The following is a 19,887-nucleotide window of genomic DNA, read 5'->3' as shown; positions in this document are numbered from 1 at the left end:
ATGTTCGGTAATGGTCTGGATATGCACGGGCATATTGATGCCACCTTTAATTCGCCTATTGAGGGCGGTATTCGGCTGATTCGACCGACTGCCGGTGACTATAGCGGCCCCGGTGGTATTTGGCAGCAAGGGGAACCGCAGGTTACCGAATTGCAGAAGGTGAATGTGCAATCAGCAAAATGGAAAGATATTCAAATGCTGATCGGCATGGGCGGCACGGCTAACCCGCAGGATCTGCGAGTGGTGCACATTAACGATGGTGTGCATTATCTCTGGCCTGATGACGAGGGGAAATTTAGCGATTTACTGGAATTCAGCGATGGGTTGGCAATGCGGCAATGGCGGGTGGTGGCTTGTGATAACCGGCCTTGGCGCAGCTTTTGCCGTGCACTGGTTGAACGTTATCGAGGTACTGGCTGATGGAAACAATTGAAGAGATGTATCCGGTATTTCAGCAACTCATTTCACTCGCCGCTGTAGTTCCCCTCGAACGTGTTGTATTAGCCGATCAAGGCCGTAACCCACCAATCGGTAATGATTTATATGCCACGTATAACCCGGTGCCGATTCGGGCCTATGGGCAAACGCGGCGCAAGCGCGAATTTGTCCCGGCCATTGCTGAAACTGATCCGGCATTAGGGGAAGAGTGGCAAGATCTACAAGAAACGTCCTGTACCTCAATGGAATTTTTGCTGTCGGTCAATTTGCTCAATACGGGCGCGGCAACCGCCGCTATGCATTTAGCCAACGCCAATTTCCTGACGCCCGTCAGTGATTATCTGTTTCGCCATAAAATCGCCTGGCGCTATACCAGCAATTTCCGAAATTTCACCGGACTGTTACAAGCCGGACTACAGCCGCGCTATCAGGCTGACATCCATCTATTCATCGAAAAAACCGCATCCTACGCGCTATTACGTGCCGCAGGGTTTGACATTCAAATTAGAGAAAGAGACAGCTCTTATGGCTTATCCGGTTGATAATATTATCCCCGTCAATCTTATTCTGACGGCGGCAGGGTTGGGCTACGGTGATTTTTCCAGTGCACTTACTTTTGCTGATCCGTCAGATTTAGTTGATGAGGGCGAGTTTGCTGCAGATTCATTCCGTGACTATGCATCGCTGCCAGAACTCGGTGCTGATTTCCAGACTGACAGCCCGATTTATTACATTGCCACCCGCTACTTTGCGCAAATTCCCAAGCCGCCACAAATTACCGTCTGGATGAAAAACGAAGAAAATACACTGTTGGAAATTGTGAATAGCGCCACTGATCGTATTTGGCGTTATCACTACTTCTTTAAAGCCAGCGATTTAACCAGCAATGACATTATTCTTCAGTTGGCCGACTGGTCTGATGCTAATAGCCATCCGGTCTGGTGGACATTTAGCGCTAACGACATTGCAGACCAGAACAAGGTGGGGGATGTGGTATCACTGCTGAAAAGCAAAGGTAACCGCCATGTGTTTGCGGGCTATAAAACTGCTGAATCCGTCACTACTGACCCAACCCAAGCTTATTCAATGGTGCAACTGGCCGCCGCATTCCATAAGTTCAGGCCAACAGGGTTAAACACCGCTATTACCGGCGAGTATCAGGTGCTACCGGGTGTGATGGGCGATGATATGGCCACCAGTGCTTACAATGCCTTAAAAGCCAAGAACGCGGTATTTTTCACCAAAATTGAACTGGCTGGGCAAATTGATAACAGCCGGGTGATCAACAGTAAATCAATGTCGTCTTATGGCGAGTTTATCGATGATGTGGTCAATCTTGATGTGTTGAAAAACCATATTCAGGTGGACGGCTATAACTACATAGCTAATGTCGGTACCAAACGAGCGCTAACGCCCCGCGACTATGACGGGTTGTTGTCTACGGTTGCCACTACCTGTAAACGTTTTTTCAATAATGGGGTGCTCGGTACCGGCTCTTATGTTGATCCTGACGATGGCGTGACTAAAGTGGCTGATTTTGGTTTTGTCATCCGTTCGCGCCCCGAGGATGTCCTTGCGCTGACCTCCGATCAACGCAAAAAGCGTGTTTACCCATTAACCACCTTGTTAGTGATTTTAGGCCGTGCCGGTCATATCGCTGAAATCAATGCCACCGTGGAGTAATCCCTTATGACCATGCACAGATACGGCGCTGATGGCTCTAACCTCACCGTCTTTGGTATTCCTATTGATGATTTTGGTGATACCGACCCACCGATCACCATTGAAGATTTAGAACCCCGCGCCGCGCTAAAACGCGGTATCGGCGGCACGTCAGTACGGCTGGACAATAAAACTCGTGCCAAACGGCTGACCATCAACCTGATCCCCGGCTCGGTGCAGGCGCGCCAGTTATTGGCGGTGGAGAAATCCGGTATTGATGCCACCTTTACCTTTTCACAGACCGGTACCGATGAACGTTTTGCCGGGTTCGACGGCATCATGACTAACCGCGGCTCAGCTACCCGCGCCGGAAAAAGTGGTGTATCGGATGAACAATTTATTTTTGAATTTGCTGACTCAGAGGAAACCTAATTATGGGGCGTCAAATTGAAGTTGTGATCGGTGACACCCTTTTTCGCGGGGCAACATCACCGGCCAGAGATCAGGTCGAAATGCTGCAAATCGCCGCTAAGTCTGGTTTGTTACCGGCGATCAATCCCAATGTCACCGCAATGGGTATGGCGGCCAGTTTGGCCTCTGTCGATACGATGAGCTTAAATCGCTTGAAAGAGCTGTGTTTTAACAGCGGTAGTATCGTTCGCCAATCCGATAACATCCCGGTGGGCGAAAACCTGTTCCAGGATGAAGCCCATAATTATCTGGTATTGCTGGGGCAGGTACTGAGGGAGAATATCGGCCCTTTTTGGCAACTCAGCGGCGAGGGAAAAAGCGCGGAAAACAATCCGCAGCACCCTCCCGCGTAGACTGGTTTTTATGGCGACCTTGCACCGGTGCCGGGCAACACTGCCCGCCACTGGCAAGGTGGTCTGATATGTTGGATGGCACTTACACCATTGATGATGTGCAATTGATGCATGGTGTATTGGATGAAATTGCTGCGGTGGTGGAAAGGGGGGGATAGCGCTTCTCTAGGATGCTAATTCGATAGAAACTCGTATCAACTCATACAAAACACAAGTCTAGGAGAAACAATTTCATAAATAAAAGTGCTGTTATTATAACCAGTTAGTAAATATTTACAAAGCATATATAATAAGTCCAACTAGAAATTTCTCCACAAAAGCAAGGGCATAAGCCTAGATGCATGTGGTCTAGAGTGAACATGGAAAAATTTAATATAAAAAAAAGCATCAGAGAAATAACGAAGAAGTTTAATGATAAAGAATTTGAACCGTATATTCAGCATATACGATTTCCCTTTTTTAAGAATATAGTGTTAGGTTCAAAAATAGAGTTTAATTTTCCGATAACAGTTCTTGTCGGTAAAAATGGAACGAATAAAAGCTCTGTAATTAAAGCGTTATATGGTTGTCCAAATGGGTATAGTATCAGACGATTTTGGTTTTCAACTGAAATTGATAATATGGATGATATTAATACGGAAAAAGGGGTGTTTCGTAGCCGATATATATATGGATATTCAGATGTTGAGTCTGGATTTCTTGCTGAAGTTCTACAGGTTAGAATCAATGCAGCGAAACATAATGTTGACTATTGGGAAACAAGCAGGCCTTTAGCATGGGATAAAATGGAGTTACCTGATGAAAATATAAAATCATCTAATTTAAGAGGAACTCGATGGAAAAAATTAAGTAAAAAGGTTTTATTTATCGATTTCAGATCAGAAATTAGTGCTTTTGATCGATTTATGTATCATGCTGACTTTAATTCAGATAGTGGTAGAACAAAACAAGATTTTATTAGATATAGAACTAAGTCACTAAAATATGTTATTGATAATGATTTAGGTTCACTTAAAAAATTTACAGGTAAAAAAGAACATATCATCGAAAACACAGTTCTAACTGCTGAGGAAGTAGATGTAGTATCTTTTATTTTAAATAAAAAATATGATAGAATTAGATATATAGAACATAAATTATTTAAATTAAATGGTGGGACGGCAATATTAGAAACTAAAAAATTAAAATATTCTGAAGCTTTTGCTGGTAGTGGTGAGTTTGCTGTTGTTTCTCTTGTGAAAGCAATTAGCAGAGCAGGAAATAATTCGTTAATATTGCTTGATGAACCAGAAGTTTCCTTACACCCGGGCGCGCAAAAAAGACTCATGTTTTATATATATAAACAAGTTCTAGAAAAAAACATCAAGTCGTTATCTCAACACATTCACCAGCTATAGTGAATTTATTACCATCTAGTGGAATAAAACTATTTACGTATGATGAGGTGAATGAGGAAACCTTGATTACTCAAGGGGTTACAAGTTCAGAGGCTTTCTATGAAATAGGAGAGGACATACGAGAGAAAACTATAATAACGGAAGATCGACTCGCGGTAGAGGTAGTAAGAAAAGCATTAAGCTCCGATAAACATTTAAAAGACACTTTTAATATAAAATATGTTCCAGGCGGTGCGACAGTAATTATTACAGAATACTTACCTAGTTATGCAATGGTGGATCAAAAATCATTATTGATATTACTTGACGGAGATCAGAATAAAAAATACTCATTAGCAAATGGTATAGATATCGGTGATGCTGATTTATCTAAAGAAATGGTAAAATATTTTGGATGTGACATAAATGTCACTGTTAGTGGAAAAAATGGTATTTCCAATAAAGATGAAGAGGTTGAATCTAAACGTAAGATAATAGATTATGGTAAAAAAGTATTAAAGTATCTACCTTTTGAAACCCCAGAAGATCTATTAATTGAAACTGCCTCGTTAAATAATATGTATAAGGGGATGTTAGAAAGAAAAGAATGGACTGGTAAAGCTAAAAATATTAGCAAAGACAAAATTGAATATTTGTGTTGTGAAATGTTTGGCAACGACATAGTTAATAGTGACGAAATTTTTGCGATGCAAAAAATATTACTTGCTTTAATTCCTGATGAGCATCCATCTTTTTTATTAATTAGAAAAATAATGAAAGATGCCATGAAATATGGTACTCTCTAGGAGAGTTTAATTTAGTTGGTAGATAAAATGAAAAAAATAAAAGTTTTTGATTTTTTTTCAGGTTGTGGTGGCACTAGCCAAGGCTTTCATCAAGCTGGGATGGATATTGTTTTCGGCTTAGATCATGATAAAGACTCTGCTGCTTCATTTAAATTAAACTTCCCTAACGCGTTTTTTTTAGCTGAAGACATTCGAACGGTGGAGCAGTCAGATATAGCCACCACCGTTAATTCGCTAAGAGATGAAGCTTATATACTTTTTTCTGGCTGTGCTCCTTGTCAGCCATTTTCAAGACAAAATAGTCATAGAAAAGAAAATGATCCAAGGTTAGATCTCTTAAAAGAATTTAGTCGATTTGTTGAGTATAGTCTTCCAGATTTTGTTTTTGTTGAAAATGTGCCAGGAATGCAAAAAGTGAGTACAACTCATGGAACTTTCAGTGAATTTGTTCATTTACTGACAAAATTGGGATACACATATAAGTATGATGTGTTACCAGCGCTTTGGTTTGGTGTACCTCAAACACGTGAACGACTTGTTTTGATTGCGTCTAGAATTTGTGATGTTAGATTACCTGACAAAACTCATGGTATTGATTCTAATCCATATTCAACAGTTAAAGAATGGATTTCTACATTACCTCCGATTGAAGCAGGGGAAATACATGACAGTGTTGCTGATCATGAGGCAGCTAAACTATCGAGTATTAATATTGAAAGAATTAAGGCAACCCCTGAAGGGGGGGGGCGACTATCCTGGCCAGATCATTTAATACTTGAATGCCATAAGAATCATAAAGGTCATACAGATGTATATGGACGTCTAAGTTGGGATAAACCCGCTAGTGGCTTGACAACTCGTTGTATTAGTTATTCCAATGGTAGATTTGGGCATCCAGAGCAAAATAGAGCTTTATCAGTAAGGGAAGCTGCGTGTTTACAAACTTTCCCTAGGGATTATTCTTTCTCAGGCACATTACAATCTAAAGCAAGACAAATAGGTAATGCTGTTCCACCTAAAATGGCGGAAGCTGTTGGGCTTGCTGTAATTGAGTCATTAACTAATTCAAATAATTGAATTTTTCTCCTCAAAATCAAACCCGCCATCGAGCGGGTTTTTTTATACCTAAAATATGAGGTTTCCATGTCAGAGACAATTGATTCTCTATTGGTTTCCCTTGGCCTGGAAACAGATGCAAAGAGCTTTCAAACCGCCAATGATGCCGTTAAAGGGATTAAAGACGGCATATTGCAACTGGCCGCCGCAGCCGGTACCGGTGTTGGGTTAAAAGCCCTGACTGCGGATTTATCTGCCTCAGTATTAGAAATGGACAGGCTGAGTAAGATTACCAACTTTACCGTCAAGCAGATTGACGGCCTACGTTATGCGATGCGCAGTCTTGGTCTTAGTCCGGATGCGGCTAATCAGATTGTGCAGAAAATCCCTGACCTGCAACAGCGTGCCAGACAAGGGGAGTTAGGTGATAAAGCCTATTGGAATGGCGCGTTTAACCCGACGGAATTTGCCAATAAAACCGGTATGGACTCGCTCAAGTATCTAATAGATGCTTACGGCAAAATGGATAATGACCAACGGCGAAATCTGCGCAGTGGAATTGGCAGCGGTGATAATGATCCTTTTACCCGCTTATTGGAGGGAGGTAGCAAGGGGCTTAATGCCTCACTGAAAAATTTTGAAGAGTTATATAAACCGCTCGATCCCAAACTTATTGAGTCAGCCAACGAGTTTAATAAAGAGATGGCGGATTTGGCGACTAACTTTGACAATCTGGCCCGTTCAATGGGGGGCGACTTACTGCCAATCATCAATGCGTTATTAGAAAGTATTAATCAGTTTATTAAAGAAAATCCCGAAGTCTCAAAAGCGATTCTGACTGCTGCCGGTCTGGCCGGTACCGCCGGTGCAGTAAAGTTTGTCGGCGGCATGTTGCCCGGTGGAGGGAAACCACCCACAGGTGCTGCTGGTGGGCGCGGCTGGTTATCACGCTTGTTGGTCAATCCGGTCACCATCGGTGCGGCGGCGGCATTAACGCCCGGTAATATTTTCACCAGTACCGACGATGCCAAAGCCATGAGTAATCCCGAAGCACTTAAACGCCAGAACTGGGCTAAAAATAACCCCGGTGTGTCTTACCCCATTGATAGCAGTGACCTTAATAATCTGGTTGATGATCCCAACGTTCGCCAGTATCTGGAGGTGCTATCCAAAGCCGAGGGAACCGCCAGTTATGCTAATTCTGGCTATAACACGATGTTTGGCGGCGACCAATTCTATGACAGCAGTGACCACCCACGGCAATTAAAAAATTTCACGCAAACGGACGGCACTAAAAATAAAACCTCGGCTGCCGGTCGTTATCAGTTCACCAGCGGCTCTTGGGATGATGCCGCCAAAGCGCTTAATCTGACCGACTTTTCACCACGCAGTCAGGATCTCGCCGCGCTGTTTCTGATTCAACGTGCCGGTCAGCTAGAAAATGTGACGAACGGTAATTTTGCTGATGCCACCAGCGGGCTTGGTGGTGTATGGGCTTCGCTACCTTCATCAAATTACGCCCAGCCAAAACGTTCATGGGAAGAGATTCAGGGCTACAGCGACCGCCAAACCATCCCCATGCCATCAGTTGCTGCATCCGCGCCCCGTGGTGATGTCAGGCTAGAACAACACAACATTATCAATGTGGGTAGCGTGGGCGGTGATAGCGACTCCATCCGTGACGGGGTGCTACAGGCCACCACTCAACTGGCCCAGCAAGCACGCGACATGATGCATACGGAGCACTACTGATGGCTATTACCGGACTATTTACCCGTAACCGACCGAAAATCGGCAATCTCTATTTTGATGCATTACTGGAAGAGTCGAGCGAGCTGCGTACTGATGTCAGTGAGTTCCCACTGGAAGATGCCAATACCGCCCACGATAACGCGGTGACGCGCGCGCTGGCGCTAACCATGATTATCGGTGTGTCGGATAACTGGTTTCGTGTACTGCTGGCCCAGCAAGATAGCAGCATTGCCGGGCTACTGGGGGCCGGTGCCAGTATCACTACTGGTATGGCGGCCAGTTTGCTTTCTGGTCGGGCGGCGGCGCTGGCTGGGGTGGCTGCTTCGGTTGGCACCAGTCTGTATTCCGGCAGCTTGGGATCACAATCGCGCTCAACCCGTTCGCAAAATTTACTCGAGCAATTGCGTGAATTACAGCGTTCACATACGCCGTTCGAATTAGTGGCCAGCCGTGGGGCGGCCTATAAAAATTGTCTGATCACCAACACCCGCACCCAATTGAAAAAAGAGAATGAGGGCGGGTTAGAGATTGTGGTTGAACTGTTGCAGCTCAATATTATTTACGACACCGTTGCTGAAACCAATGACAACTTACCCTATGGCGATAGTGCTGCCACTCAGGGGCAACGTGAATACTCATTTGGTGAAGTTTTTGTCGAGGCCACGTAATGAAAATTATCCCATTAAATAATGGTTACGCGGTGCAGCGTTTTCGTGTGCAATTAAATAATCACTATTTGGTTTTTCGTTTGCACTGGCTTACCCGTTTTAATTATTTCTGCGTCGATATTTATGAACAGGGCGAGCCGGTAGTTTTGGGGCGTGCTTTGCATATTGGCGTTAATTTATTGGCGGGACTCAATACCGATATTGGCCTACTGATATTAGCCGGGGAGACCCCGACTATCGCCAATCTTGGCATTAATAATCGCCTGACATGGTATCCCGATAATGAGTAGCTATTTTGGCCGCAATTACTTACTGACCATTACCCCAGTGAGTGGCGATGAACTTACCTATCAGCCGCCATTAGAAATCCGTTTTGCTGTCGATAATACCCCGCAGAATGTCGATGCTACTGCCAGAATCACCCTATACGGCATTTCAGCACGCACCCGCGCCTTGATCCAGCGCTATGACGACAAAGAAAAACGTTATGGCAACCTGGTATTAAAAGCCGGTTATGGCGACAACATCGGCACGATATTCAGCGGACGGATTCACAATGTCGAAGTGGTCAAAGAGGGGGTAAATATCTGCCTGCGGTTATATTGCCGCACGATTGGTCTGGCATGGAATACCACGATATTTAAAACCTGGGGCGCGAATACGCCTGCTATTGCAATGCTCAAAGATGTTGCCGCGGCTTTTGGCCTTGATGTTGAAGTGATTGGTGACTTTTCCGACTTACCACGTTTTGCCACTTCCTATAATTCTGGTGGCCGCATGTGTCGCGATATTCTCGATAGCGTAAAAGATGACTGGAAATATTACTGGATGATCACGCCATCAAGGGTGCTATTAGCCAGAGAGGGAGCCGCCAGAAAATGGGCGACCCATGAGATCACCGCTAAAAATGGTATGGAAAGTGTCCCGCGCTGGTATCTCAGCACTATGGAAATTGACGTTAAAATGAATCATCAAATTCAGCCGGCCGATGTGATTAATGTCACCTCAAGTTTTTGGACGATTAATTTTAGCGGCATGTATAACACTGACCTCAATAATTTGGCGAATATTCAGCAGCAGACCGGCCAGTTTAATGTACTGCGTACCTACCACGAAGGCACCTTATGGGGTGATACGTGGAAAACTACGCTGATCAGTCAATGGCGAATGCCCTGAGGTAATGATGATTGAGAGCAACCCGCTGTATAGCACCATGATGCTGCTCAAGCGCGATATGGTGCGTGATCTGATGATCGGCATGCCCGGCAAAGTCATTAGTTATAATGCCGATCTACAACGCGCAGTGGTGGAGTGCGGCATTCAACGCCATATCGGTGACGGTCAATTTAAGACACTCCCCGTTATCGAACATGTGCCAGTGCAATTTTCTGGTAGCGCCGAATGGACGGTTTTTCATGAATTACCCGCGGGTACCGAGGGCTATATTCATTTTAGCCAGCGTTCTATCGACAATTGGCTTAGTCAGGGTGGGCCGGTAGCACCACTGGATGCACGGATGTTTAATCCGTCCGATGCTTTCTTTGCCCCTGGCTACCGCTCACAACAAACCGCGATTGTGAGCTTGCCGACCGAGGGTATTGGTTTAAGTAACAAAAGTGGCGGGGTGCGTATTCACCTCACTGATGCCGGAATGACTTTGACGGCTGGCGGTACCACATTGGCACTTACCGAATCTGGCATGAGTTATAGCGGCCCTGAATTCACTAATAATGGGCAAACCACCCTTAATGGCCGCACTGAGGTTACCCAGGGTGGCTTGGCGATTGGCGAGCTGGAGGTTGGCGACCACGATCACGGCGGTGTGCAACGCGGTAATGATCGTACTGATGGGCCGCAATAGCTCATTACCCTGATTGAATCCTACCTATTATCGCCCTGGCTTATGCCGGGGCTTTTTGTTTCCGGAGGCACTGTGATCCGCAATTTCCAAGATGGTGACATTGTTACCCACGGCAGCCAGTTTGCTAACGGTAAAGAAGAAACCCGGCAAGCCATGATCTGCTGCCTGCGGTTATTTCTTGGCGAGTATTTTCTTGATGCCACCGAGGGAACGCCGTGGTTTCAAAGCATATTGGGCAAAACTTCACGCGACATTGCCGAAGCCAATATTAAACAGCGCTTATTGGCGGCCAAAGGCGTGCTGGCTATTAACCGCTTTGAAATGGATCTCAATATGAAAAATCGCAAAATAACGATATTTGCTGCGGTGATTGATATTAATAACGACGCATTTGATTTCCTGTTCACTGAGGATCTTATCTAATGGCAACCATAAATCGTGACGGGGCCAGCGGCACCACGCTGAGTGAATATCTGGATACTATGCGCCAGCGCTATCTTGCTATTGATGACGGCTGGAATATTAACCCAGAATCGCCAGATGGTCTGGCAATAGCGGTCTGGTGTGAGGCATTAGCCAATCTCGATGAAGCGGTTATTAATGCTTATCACGCAGCCGATCCCAATTCAGCGATTGACCAACAATTAGACCGCATTGCCGCATTTGCCGGAATCAAACGCAAAAGCGCGACCTATTCAACCGCCACCGTTAATTTTAGCGGTATTGCTTTTACGCCGATCAATGCCGGGACATTAATCAGAAATAGGGCGACTAATACCTTATGGGCGACCGATGGTGATGTTGTTACTGACGCTGCAGGGAATACGACAGTGAATGTCACTTGTACGCTGGCAGGAGCGCAGGGGGCCAATAGTAATAACCTGACCATCATCGCGACACCGATCGGCGGTATTACGGCGGTGACGAATAACGCAGCAGCTTCTATGGGGTTGGATAAAGAAACCAATAATGCTTTTCGCATCCGGCGCAATGAATCAGTGGCGTTACCTGGCTCCAATCAGATTGATAATATTTATGCGGCGCTGGTCAATATTGATGATGTTAAACGGGCGCGGATTTATGAAAACTTTGAGGATCAAGCCGATGAGAATGGGGTGCTCGGTCACTCAATGGCGATATTTGTTGATGGTGGCAGTATCGAGGATGTTATTAACAGTATTGCCATCAATAAAAGCCCCGGCTGTGGGTTAAACCGTTATAACACTTTCCCCAATAAAATCTCGTTGGATACTGTTACCCCAAAAGGTAACCCGATCACCGTAACCTTTTTTCGCCCCCAACTAATACCGGTTTATGTACGGGTAGAGATCGCCAGTAATAGCGAATTCATTGACGAAGAGATTAAACAGGCGATTGTCGATTACAGCATTACCGGTTTTGATCAGACCAATGGCTTTTCTAAGTTGGGCTTTAAAATTGGTGAAAGTATTGGCGCGGGCCGTTTATTTACCCCAGTCAATTATTTGGTGGCCGGTAATGGTTTTGTGAATGATATCACTGTAGGTACCTCTGTTAATGAGGTCAACAAAAGTGCGGTGAGGATTGAATTTAACCAATTAGGCATATTGAGTGCTGAGAATATCGAGGTGGTCTATGTATAACCACCGTAAAAAAGCGCTGTCACGGATTTACCTGCAATATAAAAACGCGCCGAAACTGCTTGAATGGATCAGTATTTTACCTGACATCAACCAATCTTCACTGGAAGAGCAGATCACTAAAATCAATAACCTGTTGGATATTGATAATGCCGAGGGTGATCAACTGGATATCTGTGGCCGCATTGCCGGGTTTACTGAGCGGCCACTCATCCGCAGCGATTACTTATCGATATTTGCTTATAACAGTACCGGCGGCGCACAGCCCTATAATGTCGCGCCGTATAAAGCGCCGCATGAACAAATCGGCAAAGTTCCGGTGTCGGATTATCTCTATCGCATATTAATCAAAGCCAAGATCCAGAAAAACAACACCAACGCCACCTTGGATGAAATCAAAACCGCCGTTGATTACATTTTGGATGTTAATTCCGCCATCATCGATGGGCAGGATATGACCATGAAAACTATCTGGGTCGATAAACCGATCCCCGCCAATGTCTTGGTGCTCATTCAGCTTTTTGATTTAATCCCCCGACCGCAAGGCGTCAAAGCCAGCTTGATCCGCGTTAACCATCATCCCTTTGCCTATAAAGGCACCTTCGACGCTCAGCCTTACGGCATGGGCGCTTATATCTAATTGGAGCCAATATATGGCCAGAAATGACAGCTTTAACCAGCCGTGGGCCAGTGTGCCTGCACAATTTGAACGCCCCGGCGATGGTTTGATTGCGCGTGGTTGGGCAGGGGGGGCATCAGAAGATCCGCCCGAGGCCAAGTGGGAAAACTGGTGGCATAATCGGGTCGATTTAGCCTTACAGGAATTGCAAAACCTGGGCAGCTAATTTGGTTTACCGATGCCCCTTATCAGGCTGGGGCGAGAGTGAGTCACGGTGGCAATAGCTATATTGCATTGTCAGAAAACACCGGCGTAGAACCCACTGGCACATTAGATATTGGTGTGTGGCGTAAAGAGGGGGCCAGCACCTATTTGCAGACGGCTAATAACCTCGCTGAAATCGCGGCGGCAGGGCCAGAGGCAATAGCTGCCGCCATTGCTAACCTTGGCTTAACGGATACCGCAGCCATTGCCACCAATGCATTACAGAAAAACCAAAACCTCAACGATGTAGCAGATAAAACCGCCGCACGAACCAATTTAGGGCTTAAAGGGGCGGCAGTGCTGGATATCGGAAAAACTACCGGTACTGTCGCCGCTGGCGATGATAGCCGGATAGTGGAAGCCATCAGTAGCCAAAACACCAATATTCAGTTACCCGGCATCTTAGGTTCAAAGGGCTTGCAGGTGTTTCCGCTTCCCGGTTCGCCAGAGGGGGGTGAGATAAATCTTTATGATAAGGACAATATACAAGCCGCATATATTGACATCGATTCAGCGGGGGCTTTTAGAGTTGTTACTGAAGGGGTCGGTATTTCTCTTCATATCAGCAAAACCAGTGGCGATGTATTCATACAGAAAACACTTACGGCTGGCGGTGTTTTAAAAGCCTCTGGAATTGTAGCTGAAGGAACGGTTTATGCTGGCAATACTGCTGCATGGTTAGAGGCTAACGGTAACGTCTACGGCCCTTTATGGGGTGGCCACCTATCTACCTATCTGGCTAACCGTACAGACCACCGAGTCAGGGCATGGGCGGCATTGCAAGGAAACGGCACAATCATTAGCTCATTTGGTTTTGCCGCGATAAACCGAACTAACGTGGGCGGCTATAACTTTGTCATGTCAACGTCAAACGGCGCATACGCTGTTACGGTTGGCATTAATGGCGGTTCACAATATGGCGCACAAAATGCCCACTCGGCGAACATTTGGAATAGAAGCCCTAACTCATTCAGCGTACAGAACTCAGAAGATGGCGGGACGAGTTATGGCGGGAGAGATTGGCCTGAATTTTACGTTATCGTCGTTGGCCCGTAAGGAATAAAAAATGGAACAATTGATTAATCAAGCGCTGTCAGACAATGACGGATACGACAATATTTATGTTGTGGTGTTTGAGAATGAGAGTGGGCGCGGAATGACGGTGGCCAATTTTGCCGCACAACAATATTTAGACGCATTTACCCATGATGGGCCTTGGCTAAAAATCTTGCGTGAAGAGCTGCCAGACCAGCGATTTATTGAAGCATGGCAGTTCAATAAAGCAAAAAACGCCATCGTGGTAAATCCGGTTTGGTTGCAAGAAATGCAGGTAGCAGAAGCGGAAAGGGAAAGGAACCACAGAATCTGGTTAGTTCAGGACGAGCTTAACGCGCTGCAAACTGACCTGATGTTGGGGATTATTGACGATGAGGGTACGGCGCGTTTGATCAAGCTGAAAAAATACGTTATAGCACTTAAGCAATTAGATGTATCAATAGCGCCAGAGATTGAATGGCCTGTTTTACCAGTGTAATAAAATACAACGCTGGGCTTAATGGCCCAGCCAATTTCAATCGTACAACCAGCGGCCAGCCTTGGCGGACTCGATAATCATTCCAACCGTAAGCGGCTTTATTTCCTGATTCTTTGGTTTTTTTTGCCAAATGGGGTATTCGTATTCAATATAATTTCTGCCGTCAAAATTTTTGTAATCAATGTTGAAATGTTCAAACACATCTAACAGAAATTCATGAGCATCCTCTGGGGTAAACTGAAAGTCGTCCTGTAATGTCCAGTATTTGGTTACCTGTTTAACGTCAGACTTAAGCCAATGTTGCCTTATAGGGTACTTATCCATCAGATACTGGATGATTTCGATTTCTAATTCATTATTACTCATCAGAAATAGGTCCATTGAATACGATCTTTAGGTCTGGCTATGCGATTATATGTAGTTCGAGTATCTTGGGTGACGACCATAAGAATAGTCACTAACTGAGCATATCCAAGCCAAGGGATATAGCGCCCGACAAAGGTTGCTATTTTATTGGAGGGTACCATCTTTAGTTTTGAGAGGTTTTGCCCCACAGGAGAGCAAGGTCTTAAATTATAAGGAAACCTCAAATCTTTTAGTAAATATCTTGATACTTTAGATGCAACACTTGTACCTGGTGTTGCACTGGCTGCTGATAGTTTACCCGTTACTGTTATATACGGCTGACCGGAAAGTATCAGAGCAGCGGCCCCAATTTCCATGCCTGTATGATCAGCGAATTTTTCAAGAAAGATAATATTGAATAGTTCTGCTGGGCTTAGGTTTGTATGCCCTTGGTAAAAGTACGTCCCACCCAACTCTTCAACTGTATCCATAACTCATCCTTGTTATTACCCTATTTATTTTCGTTCAAGCATATTGGATTTGGGAGTAATACGCTAAATAATTATAGTGAGCGAAATTCTGAAAATAGAAAATAGAAAATAGAAAATAAAACGAATAGGGCTTAAATACCCGCGCCTACTTCTATTGGGCAGTTATGACTAAAACGTATTCACATTACCCCACCAAGGTTCAAACCAATCGAGGATGTAATAAAGACCTAAGATAGCTGTTATTACAAAAATTATAGGGATAATGTAAGAATTCATCAACCTTCGTTGAACCCTGTGGGCTAACTGTCAAATACGCCAGCAAAGAAACAAACATAACTGCAAGCACAATGGTAGCAACGTAAAGTAAGTTCATCTCTAGTCTTCTTCGGCAGTTGTATACCTTCATATTGTGCTTACCGAATCGATAGAGAGAGGTTCGTTGTAATGAGCTGATATATAACTATAAAGCAACCATAATTGTCGAAAGTGCAATGTAGGGGGTTACGTATATCCAACCCAAAATTGAAGATAAAAAGAGGATTGCTGCCATGAGCAGTGCGTCAACGATCATTTTTCTCTCCCTGCCTATTTCAACTTTAGCGATTATCCAGTCTCATTTTATAGCGGGGTTCGCATAAGAATACATAAATAAATATTATGTTTATTTGACTTGCACCCCATTGTGACACAAAAACTGTGGTGTCAACTTGTGCTATGACTGGAGTGTTTCTACATTTAAACGGGTTTCTGATGTTTAAATAATCACTTGTAAATATAAAGGATTTATATGATTAATAAATTATTAGTAGTGTCAGTATTATCTCTGGGCTTGATTTCATTTGTTGGCATTGCTGCTGATGCGGCAATGACTCATACCGACGCAGCAGTCCAGCATGAGAAAGCTGCTGAGCAGCATAAGAAAGCAGCTCAGCATCATAAAGAAGGCAAGACAGAAGAAGCGAAAAAAGAAGCTGGCATGGCTCATGAGACATCTACAAAGGCTCATGAAAAAACGACTGAAGCTGCCACTGAAAGCACTAAACAGTAATATGTGTAGAAGGCGACTCAGGTCGCCTTTTTTGCATTAGGGCTGAAACCAATCATCAGCACTTTCCCATGTTTCCATATTTTCTAAAGCCCCTGAAAAACTGATAACCCACATCATATTTAGATGGCCGATCATTGTTTTTTTTACTATGACTATGCACCGAAATTTTTCCGAACAGATCCGAAAAAACAGATAGGCATTTGAATTTAAAGGAAGTAAAACGAAGGTATTTCGGTGTGTTTTAGAATGGATTTTTATTGCATCATTATGAATTTAAAGGGTTTATTGATTTTTCGGCATATAAAGGAATCGTATTCGGTCTCTTTTTAAGTTGTTGATTTTAAAGATTTTTTTTCACAACAAACGAAAATAAACGAAATTTCCACGAAATCCTATACTCGGACTAAATCTCAACCCACTCATTTTTACGTGAATCCAGGTATACATTCGTCATTTTCATCGACTTGTGACCAAGCAATTTCTGTGCAAATTCCTTACCGTATTCCGCTTCATAAAGACGCGATGCCAGGCTGCGGATCTCGTGAAAGCTGGGAGGGGATATTTCATAAATCAGATCGGTAGCCTTCAATGCTTTAACAAATGCTTTGGTAAGCGAGTCGGCGTTTAAGGCTCCAGGTTCTCGGCCTGAACTTTTGCTGGATGAGCTGATGAGATATTCACTTTTACTGTTATTCAGGCACTTTTCTATAATGTCCCCAACGTTAGCGTTCATTATTTCCAACCGTAAAGAGAGTGATATAGCAATTTGATTGCCGGTCTTGCCCTGAATTACCCAAAGCTTGCCGTCATGAACATCGCTTCTTTTTAATTGCCGCACATCGTCACGGCGCTGGCCGGTAATCAGCGCCAGTGCTAGGCTGAGTTGAACCCAGTTCCGTTGTTGGCCTGCAGCCTCATAAATTTTGCAAAAGGTTGCATAGTCAAGTCGCTCCCGCTTAACTTTTGGTGACGGCGTGCGTGTTGCTTCCACTGGGTTGCTGCTAATTAAGCCATCAGCAATGGCTTCCCTAAAAACATCAGACAAAACAGAACGTAGATTTACTGCCATTGAACTTTTACCACTATCGACATAGGTGTTAATAAAATCAGCGATATGCTTGGTGGTAACGGTCTCGATCGGTCTCTCGCCAAATTCTTGGTTAATATATCCGATTTGCAGGACTCTCATTTTCATGGTGTTCTCAGCCAGCTCACGACGCTTTAATAGCTCTGAATAGCGTTTAAGCCAGCGAGCCACAGTATTCACCTCGGCTTTAGCCGCAGGAGTTGGGGCAGGGGCTTGTAATCGTTCAAGCAGGGCTACTGGCTGAAAGTTTGATTCAATAATCCCTATCCCGGCAGTAATGCCACACTACCTGGCTTCGAGGTAGAGGATATTTTTCAATATACGTGGGAAATATCTGATAATTAGTTTCGAGCTTGGTGCCGTGAATATTTAATGGCAAACTTGGTTTTTGATCTAATGTTTAGGTTAATTAATCTAACTTCAGATTGTTGATAACTTATGATGAATTCATCAAAATCAAAAATATATATCTACGCTATGTAAATGAAATCGGCGCTGGATACGGTAACTTTAAAGGGAATTTATCCGATGACGAGCGCTAAAGAATTAGCCACCAAAATGGCTGACTCTATCAATTTAAAAAGTGGCTTTCTTCGTAGTTTTGCTGGCGGTGCTTTGGAGTTACCTGTTGATTTGTACTATCTGGGATACGATTTCCTCAATACTGACAATCGTTGGGCTAATAGTATAGATAAAGAACGTTGCATTAGATTAGTTAAGCGTGGTTTTGCTAACGGGGAAAATCTGGAGAAAATTGCAAACGTAATTTTCACACGATATTTAGATAAGGTTGACGCGGATAAACTCAAAAACATAGCGATTAACGGCTCAGCCAGCATTGCAGGAAGTATGGTGGCAAACAGACTTGTTTTGGGTAATATCGGCGCTATCTTTGCCAGAAATTTAATCGCAAAAATGCTGATAGGTTTTTCATTCACGACCATACTATCAATTGGGGCTGTTCAGTCCCGTGCTGTTTATACATCCCGTGAACTGAGTATGCGTGACCCTGAGTTATACGCCTATCTTAACCGACTTGGGGATCTCGACCTGTTATATTTTTTGGTAGAAAAACGGATTAGGCCATTTGAGGACGCTACCGCATTATGGTCTCGAAATCGTCAACTCTTTGATGAAGTCACTAAGTACTTCTTTCAAAAGGTCAGGTATTAATGAACCTACTTAAGCGTTTAGCCTCGCGCGGGATTGCAGGCCTTTGTGATTTTGTCATACTCGCAACAATTGCCTCTATAGTCTGGTTTTTGTTCATATCTGAATCCGAATTTAGATATTTTAAAGCCGCGTTATCCTGTGTCGGATTTATCATCGCATATGCCATTTACTATATTGCAGATAAAATCCATGACGGCGTATAACTTTGCGTAACCTAACATGACTTGCAGATACCGGGTAATTAAGCCCGGTTTTGTATTTTACGCTTCAGTTAAAACAGCATCAGGAGACACTGGCCACTCGATATTTAGCGCATTCGAAACATCAGCGTTTTCACCTTCACTCGATATTGCTTCCACGCTTTCAAGTCGGCGCGGAGTTTATCTGGCACTGTAACGGTCAACTAAAACCGGACACGGATTTAGGCACATTGCTGTAGTCGGCGTTCATATTCATCCGGCGATATATTTCCCAGCCGATAATGCCGCCTTTTCAGATTATAAAAACTGTCAATATAATCGATAACATCAGCGATACCCTGACTTCGGGTTTCATAACGACGATAGTTAACCCTCTCAGCTTTCAGGCTGCGGAAAAACCTTTCCGTAACAGCATTATCCAGGCAGTTACCTTTTCGGCTCATGCTACCTGTAACATCCAGTTCCTGCTGGCTGAATTGGAACTGCGCGCTGGTATATTGCGCCCCTTGATCGCTATGGAACACCACAGACCCTGTGGGTCGGCGTTTATTTACGGCCAGCCTTAAGGCCCGGACAGTCAAGTCGCTGTCCGGTTTATCTGAGAAGGCCCAACTCACTATTTTTCTTGAACATAAGTCCATCACGATAGCCAGATATAACCAGCCCTGAGCGGTACGCAGATAGGTAATATCACCTGACCACCAGGTATTCAATGTCTCTGGATTAAACTGCCGGTTCAACAGATTAGCGGCCACGACAGCGGGTTTTCCACCGCGTGGATAGCGATGACGCCCGGGCCGTTTAGCTACCAGTTTCGCCGTCTTTCTTTTCGTTAATGCGTTGGAATGGGTAGCGATCTGTATCTGGCTTGATATTGCGGTAGAAGTGGGAGCCAATTGATTCAACACCGGAGAATGCCGCGTAATCAGCAGCGGATACGTTTTGGTAGTGATACAGCGCCGCCGGTTCACCTTTCGACTTAAAGCGAATCGCCAGCGTATTGCTAATCGGGTCATGGCCGATGCTGAGGATCTGGGAGGATTCAATCTGCCGCCTATTAATTG

The 19,887-nt window shown here is 44.4% G+C and carries 26 protein-coding genes; 21 read left to right on the top strand and 5 right to left on the bottom strand.

Features of this window, described 5'->3' with window-relative positions; translation table 11 throughout:
- From AT01_RS03660 to AT01_RS03580, 19 genes are all read left to right on the top strand, one after another.
- Positions 1-420 (top strand): hypothetical protein, encoded by a 420-nt coding sequence (locus AT01_RS03660; protein ID WP_042546126.1) that lies wholly within the window; start codon positions 1-3, stop codon positions 418-420.
- Positions 420-980, top strand: coding sequence for a phage neck terminator protein (locus AT01_RS03655; protein WP_042546125.1), 561 nt, complete (start codon positions 420-422; stop codon positions 978-980). Before AT01_RS03660 ends, AT01_RS03655 begins: the two co-directional genes overlap by 1 nt.
- Positions 964-2,121, top strand: a complete 1,158-nt coding sequence (locus AT01_RS03650; RefSeq protein WP_042546124.1) for a DUF3383 family protein — start codon at positions 964-966, stop codon at positions 2,119-2,121. The genes AT01_RS03655 and AT01_RS03650 overlap by 17 nt, the downstream gene beginning before the upstream one ends.
- 6 nt (positions 2,122-2,127) lie before the next feature.
- The gene (locus AT01_RS03645; RefSeq protein WP_025378479.1) at positions 2,128-2,532 is read left to right on the top strand and encodes a hypothetical protein; all 405 of its coding nucleotides are present in this window, start codon (positions 2,128-2,130) and stop codon (positions 2,530-2,532) included.
- A gap of 2 nt (positions 2,533-2,534) precedes the next feature.
- Positions 2,535-2,924 (top strand): phage tail assembly chaperone, encoded by a 390-nt coding sequence (locus tag AT01_RS03640; protein ID WP_019079702.1) that lies wholly within the window; start codon positions 2,535-2,537, stop codon positions 2,922-2,924.
- A 359-nt stretch (positions 2,925-3,283) separates the two neighbouring features.
- Entirely contained in the window at positions 3,284-4,321 is a 1,038-nt protein-coding gene (locus AT01_RS22200) for an AAA family ATPase (protein ID WP_071841483.1), read from the top strand.
- Positions 4,321-5,106, top strand: coding sequence for a hypothetical protein (locus AT01_RS22195; protein ID WP_235427228.1), 786 nt, complete (start codon positions 4,321-4,323; stop codon positions 5,104-5,106). The genes AT01_RS22200 and AT01_RS22195 overlap by 1 nt, the downstream gene beginning before the upstream one ends.
- A 27-nt stretch (positions 5,107-5,133) precedes the next feature.
- Positions 5,134-6,183 (top strand): DNA cytosine methyltransferase, encoded by a 1,050-nt coding sequence (locus AT01_RS03630; protein WP_042546123.1) that lies wholly within the window; start codon positions 5,134-5,136, stop codon positions 6,181-6,183.
- Between the two features lie 66 nt (positions 6,184-6,249).
- Entirely contained in the window at positions 6,250-7,914 is a 1,665-nt protein-coding gene (locus AT01_RS03625; RefSeq protein WP_042546122.1) for a glycoside hydrolase family 24 protein, read from the top strand.
- Positions 7,914-8,582: a phage baseplate protein gene (locus tag AT01_RS03620; RefSeq protein ID WP_042546121.1), complete on the top strand. Its 669-nt coding sequence runs from the start codon at positions 7,914-7,916 to the stop codon at positions 8,580-8,582. The genes AT01_RS03625 and AT01_RS03620 overlap by 1 nt, the downstream gene beginning before the upstream one ends.
- Complete coding sequence (locus tag AT01_RS03615; RefSeq protein ID WP_042546120.1) at positions 8,582-8,872, top strand: phage baseplate plug family protein; 291 nt, start codon at positions 8,582-8,584, stop codon at positions 8,870-8,872. Before AT01_RS03620 ends, AT01_RS03615 begins: the two co-directional genes overlap by 1 nt.
- Positions 8,865-9,758: a baseplate hub protein gene (locus AT01_RS03610; protein ID WP_042546119.1), complete on the top strand. Its 894-nt coding sequence runs from the start codon at positions 8,865-8,867 to the stop codon at positions 9,756-9,758. Before AT01_RS03615 ends, AT01_RS03610 begins: the two co-directional genes overlap by 8 nt.
- Before the next feature lie 4 nt (positions 9,759-9,762).
- Positions 9,763-10,443: a Gp138 family membrane-puncturing spike protein gene (locus AT01_RS03605; RefSeq protein WP_235427226.1), complete on the top strand. Its 681-nt coding sequence runs from the start codon at positions 9,763-9,765 to the stop codon at positions 10,441-10,443.
- A gap of 72 nt (positions 10,444-10,515) precedes the next feature.
- Positions 10,516-10,866: a hypothetical protein gene (locus AT01_RS03600; RefSeq protein WP_042546117.1), complete on the top strand. Its 351-nt coding sequence runs from the start codon at positions 10,516-10,518 to the stop codon at positions 10,864-10,866.
- The gene (locus tag AT01_RS03595) at positions 10,866-12,065 is read left to right on the top strand and encodes a baseplate J/gp47 family protein (RefSeq protein WP_042546116.1); all 1,200 of its coding nucleotides are present in this window, start codon (positions 10,866-10,868) and stop codon (positions 12,063-12,065) included. The genes AT01_RS03600 and AT01_RS03595 overlap by 1 nt, the downstream gene beginning before the upstream one ends.
- Positions 12,058-12,702 carry a DUF2612 domain-containing protein gene (locus AT01_RS03590; protein WP_042546115.1) on the top strand — a complete coding sequence of 215 codons (645 nt, stop codon included), beginning with the start codon at positions 12,058-12,060 and terminating at the stop codon, positions 12,700-12,702. Before AT01_RS03595 ends, AT01_RS03590 begins: the two co-directional genes overlap by 8 nt.
- A gap of 13 nt (positions 12,703-12,715) precedes the next feature.
- Positions 12,716-12,907, top strand: coding sequence for a hypothetical protein (locus AT01_RS22190; RefSeq protein WP_235427225.1), 192 nt, complete (start codon positions 12,716-12,718; stop codon positions 12,905-12,907).
- Positions 12,908-12,945: 38 nt separating this feature from the next.
- Positions 12,946-14,001 carry a hypothetical protein gene (locus tag AT01_RS22185; RefSeq protein ID WP_235427222.1) on the top strand — a complete coding sequence of 352 codons (1,056 nt, stop codon included), beginning with the start codon at positions 12,946-12,948 and terminating at the stop codon, positions 13,999-14,001.
- A 10-nt stretch (positions 14,002-14,011) separates the two neighbouring features.
- Positions 14,012-14,479 carry a tail fiber assembly protein gene (locus AT01_RS03580; protein WP_042546114.1) on the top strand — a complete coding sequence of 156 codons (468 nt, stop codon included), beginning with the start codon at positions 14,012-14,014 and terminating at the stop codon, positions 14,477-14,479.
- 36 nt (positions 14,480-14,515) lie between these two features.
- Here the strand turns inward: AT01_RS03580 and AT01_RS03575 are convergent, their stop codons facing one another.
- Both AT01_RS03575 and AT01_RS03570 read right to left on the bottom strand, forming a co-directional pair.
- Positions 14,516-14,845, bottom strand: coding sequence for a DUF1493 family protein (locus AT01_RS03575; RefSeq protein ID WP_042546113.1), 330 nt, complete (start codon positions 14,843-14,845; stop codon positions 14,516-14,518).
- Entirely contained in the window at positions 14,845-15,315 is a 471-nt protein-coding gene (locus tag AT01_RS03570; RefSeq protein WP_042546112.1) for an STM2901 family protein, read from the bottom strand. Before AT01_RS03570 ends, AT01_RS03575 begins: the two co-directional genes overlap by 1 nt.
- Before the next feature lie 787 nt (positions 15,316-16,102).
- Between AT01_RS03570 and AT01_RS03565 the strand changes: the two genes are divergently transcribed.
- Positions 16,103-16,363 carry a hypothetical protein gene (locus AT01_RS03565; protein WP_042546111.1) on the top strand — a complete coding sequence of 87 codons (261 nt, stop codon included), beginning with the start codon at positions 16,103-16,105 and terminating at the stop codon, positions 16,361-16,363.
- A gap of 403 nt (positions 16,364-16,766) precedes the next feature.
- Here AT01_RS03565 and AT01_RS03560 read toward each other — a convergent pair whose 3' ends face one another.
- The gene (locus AT01_RS03560; RefSeq protein ID WP_235427221.1) at positions 16,767-17,621 is read right to left on the bottom strand and encodes a tyrosine-type recombinase/integrase; all 855 of its coding nucleotides are present in this window, start codon (positions 17,619-17,621) and stop codon (positions 16,767-16,769) included.
- A gap of 312 nt (positions 17,622-17,933) precedes the next feature.
- Here AT01_RS03560 and AT01_RS03555 point away from each other — a divergent pair, with 312 nt between their 5' ends.
- Positions 17,934-18,623 (top strand): hypothetical protein, encoded by a 690-nt coding sequence (locus tag AT01_RS03555; protein ID WP_235427220.1) that lies wholly within the window; start codon positions 17,934-17,936, stop codon positions 18,621-18,623.
- Between the two features lie 421 nt (positions 18,624-19,044).
- Here the strand turns inward: AT01_RS03555 and AT01_RS03545 are convergent, their stop codons facing one another.
- Together AT01_RS03545 and AT01_RS22180 are read right to left on the bottom strand one after the other, a co-directional pair.
- Positions 19,045-19,731 carry an IS3 family transposase gene (locus AT01_RS03545; RefSeq protein ID WP_042548481.1) on the bottom strand — a complete coding sequence of 229 codons (687 nt, stop codon included), beginning with the start codon at positions 19,729-19,731 and terminating at the stop codon, positions 19,045-19,047.
- Entirely contained in the window at positions 19,625-19,846 is a 222-nt protein-coding gene (locus AT01_RS22180) for a KTSC domain-containing protein (protein WP_327212972.1), read from the bottom strand. Before AT01_RS22180 ends, AT01_RS03545 begins: the two co-directional genes overlap by 107 nt.
- Positions 19,847-19,887: the final 41 nt, after the last annotated feature.

Source organism: Yersinia aldovae 670-83 (assembly GCF_000834395.1).
Lineage (GTDB): Bacteria > Pseudomonadota > Gammaproteobacteria > Enterobacterales > Enterobacteriaceae > Yersinia > Yersinia aldovae.
Note: the sequence above shows the minus strand (reverse complement) of the source record. Positions and strands in the feature narration are given on the sequence as shown.